The sequence below is a fragment of the Chloroflexus sp. genome (genome assembly GCF_034435895.1).
In the GTDB taxonomy this organism is placed as follows: Bacteria; Chloroflexota; Chloroflexia; order Chloroflexales; family Chloroflexaceae; genus Chloroflexus.
Genome location: NZ_DAOTWH010000253.1, coordinates 1 through 12,899, shown reverse-complemented (window position 1 = coordinate 12,899; position 12,899 = coordinate 1). Strand labels below are relative to the sequence as shown.

Here is a 12,899-nt window from a genome sequence, read left to right as displayed (position 1 = left end):
CGTTAGCCGGCGTGCGCGCGCCGCGCGGGCGGATGGCGCCGGTCAATGCCGGCCAGCCGTTTGGCGTGATCGTGGATTATGCGCATAACCCCGATTCGTTCGAGCAGATCTTTGCGATGCTCCGGCCACAAGTGCAGGGCCGGATGATTGCCGTTTTTGGCAGCGCCGGCGAGCGCGATGTCGCCAAGCGCGCCATTCAGGGCGAGATTGCTGGCCGGATGTGCGATCTGCTGGTGTTGACCGATGAAGATCCGCGTGGCGAGGATCGCGCGGCCATCATTGCCCAGATTGCTGCCGGAGCTGAACAGGCCGGCAAGCGGGCCGGCAGCGGCTACCTCTGTATTCCTGACCGGGCGCAGGCGATTCGGGCGGCCCTAGCAGCGGCCCGGCCCGGCGATCTGGTGTTGCTGTTGGGGAAGGGCCACGAAGGTAGTATCATCTACGCCGATCATGCAATCCCGTGGGATGAAGAGGGTGAGGCGCGACGGGCGCTGGCCGAGCTGGGGTATGGCAACCACCCAGAGATGCACGAATCTGCATAGGAGTCGTGCTGACCATCTCCCTGCTAAGTCTTTGCGAGCCGTACTGCGCGCGGCGAAGCTATCCCCCGCGAGTACGTTCAAGGGTGAACAGAACGCATGTGCGCAAATGTGGTTGATGGCGTTGCGATGCGCTATTGCCCCCTCACCTCCAGTCCATCTCCCACTGGCGCGGGTTGAGGGGCGGACAAAATCTGTGGTTGATCATAACTGTCGATCGCTGAGCGATGCCGTAAAGCCCCGTGCTGCGCTCCCCATCACCCCTCCCCCAGCGGGGGAGGGGCACGAGGTGGAGGCATCAGCCCGCGCAGCGGGCTTCGTAAGCCTAGCCCGGCCCTTCAGGGCCGGGTTCCAGACTGGCGCGGGAGAGGGGAGTGTAGAGCTACGCTTGGAGGCATTGCACTGCGATCAACGGTTGTACTCAACCATATATTCTGTCCGGCCCTCAACGCGACGTGAGGGTGATGCCTGAGAGGGTTCGTTCCGCTAGAGTAGGAGATTGCTTCGGGGGCTACGCCCCCTCGCAATGACATGCTTGCCTGTCCTTGCGAGCCGTACTGCGCGCGGCGACGCAATCCCCCGTGAGAGCGGATGCGGTTCCCTCAGCGACCGTTCCCGCTAGAGCAGGAGATTGCGTCGGTCGGGCGGCGACCAGCGAAGCTGGGAGCCGCCGCTCCCTCGCAATGACATCAGAACACGCCGCGAGGGCGGGAGCCAACAGTGTTATATAATAACTATCACTCAATCTTGAACCCCTTGTTCGCAGCTCTTCAGTATCATGATCGACCTCGCTCCCCACAACCCGCACCCCCTGACTATCGCTACACCGGTGATTGCTGCTGCCGGCAGTCTTGGCGATGTGGTTAGTGTGGCCCGCTGGCTGGGGCTGGCGCAACCTGAGGCCGATCACGGCCTTGGCGCGATTATTTGCCCAACTGTGACGGTTGCCGGGAGGCGCGGCCAGCCGCAGGTGGTGGCGACGCCTGCCGGTGTGCTCTACCACCATGGTGGCGCGAGTTTAGGCGTCAAACAGGTGCGCGAACGGTTGGCGCCCCGCTGGCTCAGCTATCATGTGCCGGTGCTGGTGAGCATTGCCGGTGCTGATGCGGCGGCGGTTGCTGTCGAACTCACCGATGTGCCGGGTATCGCCGGCTTTGAGTTGGCGCTGCCGGCGCTAACCGCTTCCGAAGCTGCCCAGCGGGTCACGGCTGTTCGCCGGGCCACGCTGCTTCCTCTCCTTGTCCGGCTGCCCGGTGAGCTACCCGATCCGGTGGCGGTGGCGCAGGCGAGCATCGCCGCCGGCGCTGATGCGATTGCGCTCATTGGCGGGTTGCCGGCTTGTATGCCTCACGCTGATGGCAGCCTTGTCTATGGCCGCCTTGGCGGCCCAGCGATCTTTCCGATTGCGTTGCGGCTGGTTGCAGCAGTGGCTGCTGCCGTGGCGGCGCCGGTAATCGGCATGGGTGGCGTGGCCACGCCAGAACATGCGCGCGCGCTGCTCAATGCCGGCGCGCGCGCAGTGGCGCTGGCCAGTGCATTGATGGCCGATCTGCGGCGCGCAAAGACGATTGCGGCGGGGCTATAGGCGGCGATCTTCACCGCCAGCGCACTTCACGTACATGCACGTGCGCCGGTTCCCCTGCCCCTTGTTGGAAGATATCGAGCCGGAGGTTCGTCACCAGCAGTGGTTGCGGGAGATCGAACGTTATCGTGGGGTCCGGCGGTAGACCGCGGTAGGTCTGGCGAAAGGCTTGGGTTTCGCCGTCAGGTGTGGTCACAGTCACGGTTAAGTCGAATTCCATCGTTCCCAGCGCCAGTTCGATCCCGCTGATCGGTTGGGGATTGGGAAAGCGCAGTTCGATCACGAGCGGATTGGCTTCAAGACCGCGCGCGAGGGTATTCGGATCGCCATCGAAGAGATCGGTGATGCCGCCGATGTCAAACCGTGAATGCGCGACGATCAGTTCTTGCCCGCCAACCGCTAACGGCTCTTCTACCAACGCAGCGCGCTCGGCCCGTTCGGTGGCAAGAATCTCGTCAATATTGGCGACATATTCCAGCCGTGCTACGTAAAAACCCGGTCTCCCATCTGGGTAGGGAATGATCTGCTCAGGCGGCATGATGATGAACTTCCCGCTTTGCTGCGCGCGATCGTATTCGGTTGCCGTCATAATGAATAGATCGCGTTGCCGGTCGAGATCACGGCGTTGATACAGATACCCGTCGATAGTGATCAGTTCAATGCGGCGACGTTGGGCTGGGGTGAGGAAAAAAATCGACAAAACTGTTTGGGTTATTCGCCCATGCGGTTGATACACGCAGAATCGTTTGCGAATCGCGGGCCAGCAAAGCGGGGATCGTCTCGGCGAAGAGCTGGTGTGCGCCGTACTGCATCCCATACAGGCCGTAGTCGCGGAACCAGAGCGGCCCGCCGAGCACGGCGGTGCGCAGCATCACCAAACTGCTGAACGCTACAGTGAGGCCAAACAATAGCGTGACGAGGCGTTGCCAACGGAGCGTAAGCAGTTCGATCAGGAAACTGGCCCCGATCACGGCCAGCAGAGTCGCGGGAATGACCATCGCCAGCGTGCGGGTGATAGCAATCCCCACCAAGGCGCTGCTGAACGGTGCGGCGAGGAGTGCGATAATCGGCAAGCGGTAGATCGATTCGCGCCAGCGCCACACGCAAATTGCTAAGCCGATAAGGACGAATGGCAATAAGAAGAGCGGGAGATGGCCGCTATCGGGAAAGCGATGGCGGTCGAGGTCAATCGTGTTGGGCCAGAACCAGTAACGCGGATCAAGGCCTTGGGCATAGATGGTGATAAACTGCTCGATCTTCTCGGTAAGCGGCAACGGTTTCAGCCAATACGAATGGAGCGTGCGCAAATGCTCCACCGTCGCGTTGGGTTGAAGCCAACGGAAACGAATCAGTGGCGCAAGTGCGAGCGCAAACACCCCAAGGGCGAGCCAGAGCCGTTGGGGTGGGCGGCTGAGATGGTAACGGATGTCGCTGAGGAAGAGGAGTGTACCGCTCACCAACATCACCCCTTGCCCGTTGGCATAGCTGTAGAATGTCGCTGCGCCAAACAGAATTGCGGCCACGATCCAGCGGTCATCATAATAACGATAGGCCATGTACGACGCCAAAAACCCAGCATGGCACGCAACCATCAAGACCGTCTCGAACGCGGTGCGCGAATGGATAAACCACGCTGGCATTGCGCAGAGTACGAGAATGCCGAGCCACCAGCGCCGGTTGTGGTAGCCAAAGCGGAGCAGCGCCGCAATGCCGAGTGGAGCGAGGAGGCTGGCGAAGACCGATGTAGCGCGGGTGTGCCAGATCGAACTGTCGAATCCGAAGAGAAGAATGCTGAATGCATGCAGATAGACGCTCAGGCTCAGATTCCACATACCGGCGTTTTGAAAGTAGGGCGGGAGCCAAACACCTTTGCTGTCGCGAAAGCCGTTGGCTACCAGATCGCGGGCCAACACCCCATGGATCGCTTCATCGCAAAAGAAGTAGATCGGAAACGCCGTCAGGTTGGCAAGCCGAGTGTAGAGGTACAAGGCAAGGCTGGCAAGGAGCAGGAACAGCTCGCTGCAGGTGATATGGCTGAGCCAACCTGATCGCGTGAGGGGTTGAGCGAACCACGGGATCGTAGGGGTAGCAATTGCGTTTGTGCGACTCATATTATCATGGGTATGTTGCAATGGTTGTGATGCCAATGGTGTTTTGAAGCTATAGAGCGAGGGTGTGACGATACCTGTGAATCTTCGTTTACGGTCTGTGGTAAGCTACAATGCTTGAACGTGCATCAAAAACCAAGATAATTGATGATGCCATTGGCGTGGCTACACAAGGATTGCTTGGATGCAGCTGTATTATACCACCACTATCCATGAACGCTATCACTTTGAGGGCTTAGTCTGGTTAAGCGTCACTGCGCCGGGGGTGGCGCGCATTGCGCAACCCGGCCAATATGCCCTTGTACGCCCATCGCGCAGTCTCGATCCGTTGTTGTGGCCGGCAATCTTTCTTGCCGGCGCTGATGTGGCGAAGGGCGAGGTTGAGTTGCTCATCGATCCGCGTGATCCGGCGCTGGCATGGCTAATTGACCTGCCAGTGGGCGTTACCCTCGACCTCTGCGCACCGTTAGGCACGCCGTTTGCGCCGGCGCCGGCGACGCACACCCTCTTGCTGGCGGGAGTGGGAATGGCGTTGCCGGCGCTGATCTTCGTGGCTCGCCGCTATGCTGGCCGGCTGAGCATTGCGCTGCTGCTGACCGGCGACAAGGGGTATCTCCCGCCGCCATTTCTCTTGCCGGAAACGGTTGAGGTGCAGACGAGCGCGGCTGGTGATGGGGCATTGTTTGAACTGCTGGCTGCGCATTCACCCAGCAGCCCTATCCGTTGGGCTGATCAGGTGCTGTTTGCGCTGCCGCCGAGCTTGTTTGGTCAAGCAGCCGCTGCGATGCGAGCAGCGCGCCTACGTTGGAATCGCGGCTTGGCGCAGGTGGTGGTGGCGGGTCCGTTGCCGTGTGGGGTAGGCATCTGCCGGGCATGCCAGATTGAGACGCACAACGGTTGGCAACGACGGTGTGTCGAGGGGCCGGTGTTTGATTTGCGCGATCTACGGTAAATCGCCCTCGATCCGGCGGAAGGTATTGATAAACCAACGCTGCACATCACGGAAGCGATCTTCGGCGCCGAACAAGGTCTGGTCGGTGAAATCAGGGTTCGCGAAGAAGGCCCGCCCTTGCAGATTGGCAGTGCTAACGATGACATACATCGGTTGATAGAGAGTAATCGCCGGTGATAGCTCCAGCCAACGTTGTTGAAACGCATGGTACAACTCGGCGCGAGCCACCAACTCCGGTTCAGCCCGTGCCTGTTCAAGCAGCAGGTCGATCCGGCTATCGTTCAGACCGGCGTAATTGAGCCCGCCGGCAGCCTGACTGGAGTGCCACAGGCTGTACGGATCGGGATCGGGGCCGATCCGGGTCCACGTATGGATCGCAGTCATAAAATCGCCGCGCCGCAAGCGATCGGCTAGCGTCACGCTATCGACCGATTCGACCGTCACCTCGACCCCAATTGCGCGCCACTGGGCAGCAATGGCTTGCGCCACTGCCAGCCGGCGTTCATCCTGATCAACCAGCAGAGTAAAGCTGAGCCGTTGCGCACCACGCTGGCGGATGCCATCACTGCCCGGTTCAAAGTCGATTTCGGCTAACCGGTCGGCTGCTGCCGCCGGATCGGCAGGTGGCCGGCGAATGTCCGGATCATTGGCCCACGTGCCGGGCAAGAGCGGTGTATCGATGGGCTGCGCGAACCCATTGATCGCTGTTTCGATCAACGCATCGCGGTTGAGACCGAGCGCCAGTGCGCGGCGGAGGGGGATTTCTTGAAACAACGGCAGGCGGAGGTTAAAGGTCAGGATTGTGTACTCATCAACCGGCAAGACGATGCGCTGTTCGTTGCCGGGCAGATCGACCGCGCGCAGGTTGGCGCCCCAGCGTTCCGCAAAGCCCATCACTTCACCGCGCGAAAGGGCCGCAATTGCTGCTTCGGGAGTAGCCATGAACCGTAACTCAATCTGATCGAGAAATGGCCGGCCATTGTAATACGTTGGGTTTGCCGTTAACAGCGCTGCTTCGGGCCGCAATTCGGCCAACCGAAACGGCCCGCTGCCGATCAATTGGCGGGCGAATTCGCTGGCAGGCCATCCGCTTGGCGGTATGTTGCGCAACAGATGGGCCGGCAGAATCGGTACGCGCGCTAAGGCCGGGAAGGGCGCAAATGGTCCTGATAGAATAAATCGGACGGTGCGGTTATCGACTCGTTCGATCAGAGTGGTGCGCCAGAAGCTGGCGACTGCCGGTTCACCGGCCTGCTCCAACTCTTGGAGGGTGCGCAAGGTAAAGACGACGTCATCGGTGGTGAGGGGCGTGCCGTCGTGCCAGCGCAATCCCGGCCGCAAGGTGAAGGTATAGATTTCACCGGTGGCGTCAACTGTGTATCCCTCGGCCAAGGCCGGCTCGACCAAGCCATCAATCCCGATGCGCGTCAGCCCCTCGAAGAGCAAGCTGATCAGCGCCCTCCCGCCCGGATCGGCAACGGGATCATTCAGTAACGGGATCGGGATCACCGGCGTTCCGACGACCGCCTCGCGATAAACGCCACCTGTGGCCGGATTATCGGTGGAAGCGCTGAGCGCCGCCAAACGGCCAAACAAGACGACGATTACCCCGATCCCGGCGAGCGCAATCGCAATCTGCCAACGTATCCGGCGCGCCATACCTTAATTGAAGATGGGGAGGCTGGTGATCAGCGCGAGCAGTAAAAAGCTTACCCCTAGCACAATCGTGGCCTGATACAGAGTCTTCTCAATGCCGCGGCGCGTGTGATACATCGAGCTGGCGTCGCGGTTGAGACCGCCGCCGCGCGACTGCAAAATCACGAGTACGCTCATAACGGCGCTAATGACCAAAATAGCAATATAGAGAGCGGTTTCCATCGATGCTGTGCTCCTCATATCGACTTCATTGCTGCCTCATACAGGCACATCAGTATACCACAAAGTGAAGTCTAGCGTTCATTACTCGATTTCCTGCTTTTCATCCCCCCTCTCCCAGCACGTGTGACACCTGCTTAAACATACGAAAGCTTTCATTAAATTGTTTGTTGGTTAAGCCATCATGACCGAAAGTCTACAGCTTATTTCTGCACAAGCTCGCAATCTATGCTATGATCACGCTCATGCAAGCCGTCACAATTGTTATCCCCGGTTGTGGCCTTGAATAGAGAGGAGGATCGCATGCAATTTCCCAGATACATTCGACACCATCGGCTTCGCAAGTGGATTCAAGAGATCGTCGAACTCTGCAAACCGGCGCAGGTGTACTTCTGCGATGGTTCGCAGTCTGAGTACGATACGCTCTGCAACCAGATGGTCGAAACGGGAACGTTCATTCGCCTCAACCCCAAACTCCGCCCCAACAGCTTTCTCGCCCGCTCGGATCCCTCTGATGTCGCTCGCGTTGAAGATCGCACGTTTATTTGCAGTGTCTCAAAAGATGATGCCGGCCCCACCAATAACTGGATGGCGCCGAAAGAGATGAAAGAGATCTTGTTGAAATTGTTTAGGGGCTGTATGCGGGGGCGGATGCTGTATGTGATCCCCTTCAGCATGGGGCCAATCGGGTCGCCGATTGCCCATATCGGCATCGAATTAACCGATTCGCCCTATGTTGTAGTCAACATGCACATTATGACGCGGGTCTCGACCAAGATCTACGACATCCTAGGTGAGGACGGCGAGTATATTCCCTGTCTGCACAGTGTCGGCGCGCCGCTTGAGCCGGGGCAACCCGATGTGCCGTGGCCATGCAACCCGATCAAGTATATTGTCCATTTCCCCGAAGAACGGTCGATCTGGAGTTTTGGCTCGGGCTACGGCGGTAATGCTCTGCTGGGCAAGAAGTGCTTCGCGTTGCGGATTGCGTCGGTGATGGCTCGCCAAGAGGGTTGGCTGGCCGAGCATATGCTCATCTTGGGCGTGAAAGAGCCAAGCGGGCGCAAGACGTATGTGGCGGCAGCTTTTCCATCAGCGTGCGGTAAAACCAATTTTGCGATGTTGATTCCGCCGAAGACATTTAAGCAAGAAGGTTGGGAAGTTACTACCGTCGGCGACGATATTGCATGGATTAAACCCGGCGCCGATGGCAAACTGTACGCCATCAATCCTGAAGCCGGCTACTTTGGCGTTGCGCCGGGCACCTCGTACAAGACCAACCCCAACGCAATGGAGAACTGCCGGGCGAATAGCATTTTCACCAACGTGGCGCTGACCAACGACGGTGATGTCTGGTGGGAAGGGATGACCGATGAACCGCCGGCTCACCTGATTGACTGGCAAGGTCGTGATTGGACTCCCGGCTGTGGCCGGCTGGCTGCTCACCCCAATGCGCGTTTCACCGCGCCGGCGAGCCAAAATCCGGCGATTGACTGCGAATGGGAAAATCCGAATGGTGTGCCGATTAAAGCCTTTATCTTTGGCGGGCGACGGAGCCGCACCGTGCCGCTGGTTTATCAGTCCTTTAATTGGACCTATGGCGTCTATCTGGCCGCGACGATGGGATCTGAAACGACAGCGGCGGCGATGGGCCAACAAGGTGTCGTGCGCCGCGATCCGTTTGCAATGTTGCCGTTTGCCGGCTACCACATGGGTGACTACTTCAATCACTGGCTCAGCTTTGGTCGTCGCCTAAAAGACCCGCCGCGCATCTTTGGCGTCAACTGGTTCCGCACGGATGAAAAGGGTAAGTTTATCTGGCCGGGCTTTGGTGAGAATATTCGCGTACTGAAGTGGATCATTGAACGCGCGCATGGGCAGGCAGTCGGTGTTGAAACACCGATCGGCTGGGTGCCGCGGTACGAAGATCTTGACTGGCGTGGGCTTGATTTTAGCCCATCGCAGTTCGATCAGGTGATGGAGTGTGATGTCATTGAGTGGCAGCAAGAGATTTTGCTCCACGAAGAGTTGTTCATCAAGCTCTACGACCGCTTGCCGAAAGAGCTGCTCTCGGTGCGTGATCTTATCCTCTCGAGCCTCTGGCGTATGCCAGAGAAATGGGGTGCAACGCACGAATAACGTGATTGCAGCGCGATAGGCATCTCTGTCGGCGTACTGGCGAAAGCCGGTACGCCGCTTGTTTTGACAAAGCGTGTGATTCCGTGTACTATTTAGGCTATAAAGTTGTAAATTCCTATATTATATAGTTCAAGCATCTCTGTCGTACTGTTCAAGAGAGCAGTTGCCGCATTGCTCCGCTGGGCTGTGTTTTTGTGTTTCGTATTCTCTATTCCAGCAGGGAAGGAAGGGTTGACGTGCAAGCACTATTGCGCCTTTCACGCATCATCGACACCTTCACCGAATGGGTTGGGCGCTTGGCCTACATCTTGGTGCCGGTTGTGGTTGGCGTCGGGGTCTGGAATGTTGCGAATCGCTATGTGGGCCGTGCCATCGGGCGCACGCTGGGGTCAAACTTTTACATCGAGGCTCAGTGGTATATCTTCTCGATGATCTTTCTGCTTGGTGCGGCGTATGCGCTCAAACACAACGAACACGTGCGGGTTGATGTGTTCTACAGCAATTACTCGCCCAAGCGCAAAGCATTAGTCAATTTGCTGGGGACGCTGTTCTTTCTCTTGCCCTTCTGCGGTTTGCTGGTTTATTTCGGTTGGCCGTATGTGGAACAGTCGTGGCGCATTCGCGAAAATTCGCCTGATCCCGGCGGTCTGCCTCGCTATATTATTAAAACGTTCCTTATCGTGAGCCCGATCTTACTGATTATTCAAGGCATCTCTGAAGCGATCAAATACTTTGCCGCCTTCCGCGGCGTCCTCGATCCATCCCAAGTTGTCGTCGAAGAAAAAGAGACCAAGCTGTAATCTCTGGAGGCTCCATGTACGAGTGGCTCGGACCCGCGATGTTTCTCGGGGCGCTGGTCATCCTTGGCATCGGCTACCCCGTCGCCTTTTCCTTAGGGGCAACAGCGATTGTCTTCGGTATTATCGGCGTCTCGCTCGGCATCTTTGACCCGATTATCATCCGCGCGATGCCATCACGTGTCTTTAACGTGATGTCGAACTATACCCTCCTCGCCATTCCCTACTTTATCTTCCTTGGCTCGATGCTTGAAAAATCCGGCTTAGCCGAAGATCTGCTCGATACGATGGGCGTGCTCTTCGGGCCGATCCGGGGCGGTTTGGCGATCTCAGTGGTGGTTGTCGGCGCGTTGTTGGCGGCAACGACTGGTGTGGTAGCGGCGACCGTGGTGGCGATGGGCCTAATTTCGCTGCCAATTATGCTGCGCTACGGGTACAACAAAGAGCTGGCGTGCGGCGTGATCTGCGCTGCCGGCACCCTCGGCCAGATCATTCCGCCATCGGTAGTTTTGGTGGTGCTCGGCGATCAAATCGGCGTCTCGGTTGGCCGGCTTTTCCTTGGCTCGTTGATCCCCGGTCTGTTATTGGCAACGGCGCTAGCGTTCTATTGTTGGGTTGTGGCGCTGCTTAAACCAGAAATGGCCCCGGCCCTGCCGTTGTCGGCCCGTTCGATGACCGGCGCGGCGCTGGCCAAGCGAGTGGTGCAGGTCATGATCCCGCCGCTCTTACTGATCGTCGCTGTGCTTGGTTCGATCTTCTTTGGTATTGCCACTGCAACCGAGGCCGGCGCGGTGGGTGCGCTGGGCGCGACACTGCTGGCGCTGGCTAATCGCCGGCTGACGTGGAAGAATTTTATTGCCGTGTGCGATGCGACCATGCGCGCCACCACGATGGTGATCTTTATTCTGATCGGTTCGACTGCCTTTGCGCTGGTCTTCCGCGCGCTCAGCGGCGATAAGTTTGTGTTCGATCTGATGTCCAATCTGCCCGGCGGGGCGTGGGGCTTTCTGATCATCAGCATGCTGATCGTCTTCTTCCTCGGGTTCTTCATCGACTTCTTTGAGATCTGCTTTATCGTCATTCCGCTCTTCGTGCCGGTTGCAAAGGCGCTTGGCTTTGATCTGGTCTGGTTTGGCGTGTTGCTTGGCGCCAACCTGCAAACCTCGTTCCTCACCCCGCCCTTTGGCTTTGCCCTCTTCTACCTGCGCGGCGTAGCGCCTCCCGGCATCACGACCGGCGATATTTACCGCGGCGTGATACCGTTTATCGCCATCCAGTTGATGATTGTGGTGATTCTGATCTTCTACCCTCAACTAGCGCTCTACCTGCCGGCAATCTCATTTGGCCGGTAGGGGATTGTACACAATGCTGGTATTAAAAACAGCAGGTGGAGCATAACGCTCCACCCGCTGGCTTTGAGCAAGCCGATCGGTCTTAGATCGGGTTGTTGTTCTTGGTAAAGGTGTTGGATGGCAGCTCGTTGGTCAGGCGCCAACGCTAGATCTTCTAGCGGAACGCATCCATACGAGGATGACATCCTTGAACGCTTCCGTGGTGGAGCTAGCGTACAGCCTGCGCGGCGTGGAGCCTTCCGGCATCACGACCGGCGATATCTACCGCAGCGTGGTGCCGTTTATCGCCATCCAGTTGATGATTGTGGTGACTCTAATCTTCTTCCCCCCAACTGGTGCTCTACTTGCCGGCAATCTCGTTTGGCCGGTAGACACATTGCGCTGCCATGTCTGCTGCACAAAAAACCGGGTGGAGGATTGCGCTCCACCCGTTGGCTTGTGATACGGACAACTGGAATTAAACCGGGTTGTTCTTCATAAAGGTATTGAACGGCAGCTCGTTGGTCTGGTGCCAGCGCTGGATCTTCTGGCGGAACTCGTTCCACGAGGGGAAGATCTCCTTGAACGCTGCCGAGTCGTAGCCGGCGTACAGGTCGAACGCCGCCTTGCGGGCTGCATTCATAATCTCGTCGCTGTACACGCGCAACTTCTTGCCCTTAGCCACGATCCGCTCGAGCGCGTCGTTATTCAGTGCGTCGTACTTGGCGAGCATGTTCATGTTCGACTCCCAAGCCGCGACGCGGAGGAAGCTCTGATACTCTTTGGGCAGCTTATTCCACGCCTCGAGGTTGAAGATGGCGTGCAGCGAGGGACCCGGCTCCCACCAGCCCGGCGCGTAGTAAAACTCAGCCGCATCGGGCAGACCGAGCTTCTCGTCGTCGTAGGGGCCAACCCACTCGGCGGCGTCGATCGCGCCGGTCGAGAGGGCTTGGAAGATTTCGCCGCCGGGTAGGGTTTGGGTCACAACACCCAGATTCTTCAACACCTGCGCGCCAAGGCCGGGGATGCGCATCTTGAGACCCTGCAAGTCGGCGACGGTGTTGATCTCGCGACGGAACCAGCCACCCATCTGAGTGCCGGTATTACCAGCAGCGAACGAGATCACGTTAAAGTTTTGGCCGAGCTTGTTGATCGCCGCTTCGCCGCCGCCGTGGTATAGCCACGAGTTCTGCTGCTGGGCGGTCAAGCCGAAGGGCAGCGACGTACCGAAGGCCCACGCCGGATCGAGACCGACGTAGTAGTAGAGGGCGGTGTGGCCCGATTCAACCGTGCCCTGCGACACGTTCTGCAACACCTCAAGGCCGGGGAAGAGTTCGCCGGCAGGGAAGGTGGTAATCTTGAACATTCCGCCGGATAGTTCGGCTACCCGCTCGGCCAGCACCGTCGCGCCGCCGTAGATGGTGTCGAGCGAGATCGGCCAGCTCGTGCCCATGCGCCATTCCACTGCCGGCATTGACGAACCCTGCGCTGGCGCCTGCGCCGTGGGGGCGGCAGTCGTTGCCGCAGCAGTGGGCTGCTCGCCGCCGGCAGCCGTTGGCTGGGCCGGGGTATTGGC

The 12,899-nt window shown here is 58.6% G+C and carries 12 protein-coding genes; 7 read left to right on the top strand and 5 right to left on the bottom strand.

Annotated elements, in window-relative coordinates; all coding sequences use genetic code 11:
• Both U9R81_RS14655 and U9R81_RS14650 read left to right on the top strand, forming a co-directional pair.
• A partial coding sequence (locus U9R81_RS14655; protein WP_322496173.1) for a glutamate ligase domain-containing protein occupies positions 1–542 on the top strand: 542 nt, incomplete at its 5' end.
• A gap of 775 nt (positions 543–1,317) precedes the next feature.
• Entirely contained in the window at positions 1,318–2,124 is an 807-nt protein-coding gene (locus U9R81_RS14650) for a dihydroorotate dehydrogenase (protein ID WP_322496172.1), read from the top strand.
• 10 nt (positions 2,125–2,134) lie between these two features.
• Here the strand turns inward: U9R81_RS14650 and U9R81_RS14645 are convergent, their stop codons facing one another.
• On the bottom strand, positions 2,135–2,821 hold the full coding sequence (locus U9R81_RS14645; protein WP_322496171.1) for a hypothetical protein: 687 nt from the start codon (positions 2,819–2,821) through the stop codon (positions 2,135–2,137).
• Positions 2,778–4,232 (bottom strand): hypothetical protein, encoded by a 1,455-nt coding sequence (locus U9R81_RS14640; RefSeq protein ID WP_322496170.1) that lies wholly within the window; start codon positions 4,230–4,232, stop codon positions 2,778–2,780. Before U9R81_RS14640 ends, U9R81_RS14645 begins: the two co-directional genes overlap by 44 nt.
• A gap of 181 nt (positions 4,233–4,413) precedes the next feature.
• Here U9R81_RS14640 and U9R81_RS14635 point away from each other — a divergent pair, with 181 nt between their 5' ends.
• On the top strand, positions 4,414–5,181 hold the full coding sequence (locus U9R81_RS14635; RefSeq protein WP_322496169.1) for a hypothetical protein: 768 nt from the start codon (positions 4,414–4,416) through the stop codon (positions 5,179–5,181).
• Here the strand turns inward: U9R81_RS14635 and U9R81_RS14630 are convergent.
• Both U9R81_RS14630 and secG read right to left on the bottom strand, forming a co-directional pair.
• On the bottom strand, positions 5,173–6,840 hold the full coding sequence (locus U9R81_RS14630; protein ID WP_322496168.1) for a peptide ABC transporter substrate-binding protein: 1,668 nt from the start codon (positions 6,838–6,840) through the stop codon (positions 5,173–5,175). The genes U9R81_RS14635 and U9R81_RS14630 overlap by 9 nt on opposite strands.
• Before the next feature lie 3 nt (positions 6,841–6,843).
• Positions 6,844–7,059 carry a preprotein translocase subunit SecG gene (secG, locus tag U9R81_RS14625; RefSeq protein WP_322496167.1) on the bottom strand — a complete coding sequence of 72 codons (216 nt, stop codon included), beginning with the start codon at positions 7,057–7,059 and terminating at the stop codon, positions 6,844–6,846.
• Between the two features lie 300 nt (positions 7,060–7,359).
• Between secG and U9R81_RS14620 the strand changes: the two genes are divergently transcribed.
• The 4 genes from U9R81_RS14620 (at position 7,360) to U9R81_RS14605 (ending at position 11,786) form a co-directional block, all read left to right on the top strand.
• Positions 7,360–9,195 (top strand): phosphoenolpyruvate carboxykinase (GTP), encoded by a 1,836-nt coding sequence (locus U9R81_RS14620; protein ID WP_322496166.1) that lies wholly within the window; start codon positions 7,360–7,362, stop codon positions 9,193–9,195.
• A 236-nt stretch (positions 9,196–9,431) separates the two neighbouring features.
• A complete protein-coding gene (locus tag U9R81_RS14615; RefSeq protein WP_322496165.1) occupies positions 9,432–9,995 on the top strand; it encodes a TRAP transporter small permease subunit in 564 nt (187 codons plus the stop codon).
• A gap of 14 nt (positions 9,996–10,009) precedes the next feature.
• On the top strand, positions 10,010–11,344 hold the full coding sequence (locus tag U9R81_RS14610) for a TRAP transporter large permease subunit (protein ID WP_322496164.1): 1,335 nt from the start codon (positions 10,010–10,012) through the stop codon (positions 11,342–11,344).
• A 187-nt stretch (positions 11,345–11,531) separates the two neighbouring features.
• The gene (locus U9R81_RS14605) at positions 11,532–11,786 is read left to right on the top strand and encodes a hypothetical protein (RefSeq protein WP_322496163.1); all 255 of its coding nucleotides are present in this window, start codon (positions 11,532–11,534) and stop codon (positions 11,784–11,786) included.
• 15 nt (positions 11,787–11,801) lie between these two features.
• Here the strand turns inward: U9R81_RS14605 and U9R81_RS14600 are convergent.
• A partial coding sequence (locus tag U9R81_RS14600; protein ID WP_322496162.1) for a TRAP transporter substrate-binding protein occupies positions 11,802–12,899 on the bottom strand: 1,098 nt, incomplete at its 5' end.

Bases quoted from the DNA above. Each gene is read 5' to 3' on its own strand.
- U9R81_RS14650 (WP_322496172.1), top strand. From the start codon at position 1,318: ATGATCGACCTCGCTCCCCACAACCCGCACCCCCTGACTATCGCTACA.
- U9R81_RS14640 (WP_322496170.1), bottom strand. From the start codon at position 4,232: ATGAGTCGCACAAACGCAATTGCTACCCCTACGATCCCGTGGTTCGCT.
- U9R81_RS14635 (WP_322496169.1), top strand. From the start codon at position 4,414: ATGCAGCTGTATTATACCACCACTATCCATGAACGCTATCACTTTGAG.
- U9R81_RS14630 (WP_322496168.1), bottom strand. From the start codon at position 6,840: ATGGCGCGCCGGATACGTTGGCAGATTGCGATTGCGCTCGCCGGGATC.
- secG (WP_322496167.1), bottom strand. From the start codon at position 7,059: ATGGAAACCGCTCTCTATATTGCTATTTTGGTCATTAGCGCCGTTATG.
- U9R81_RS14620 (WP_322496166.1), top strand. From the start codon at position 7,360: ATGCAATTTCCCAGATACATTCGACACCATCGGCTTCGCAAGTGGATT.
- U9R81_RS14610 (WP_322496164.1), top strand. From the start codon at position 10,010: ATGTACGAGTGGCTCGGACCCGCGATGTTTCTCGGGGCGCTGGTCATC.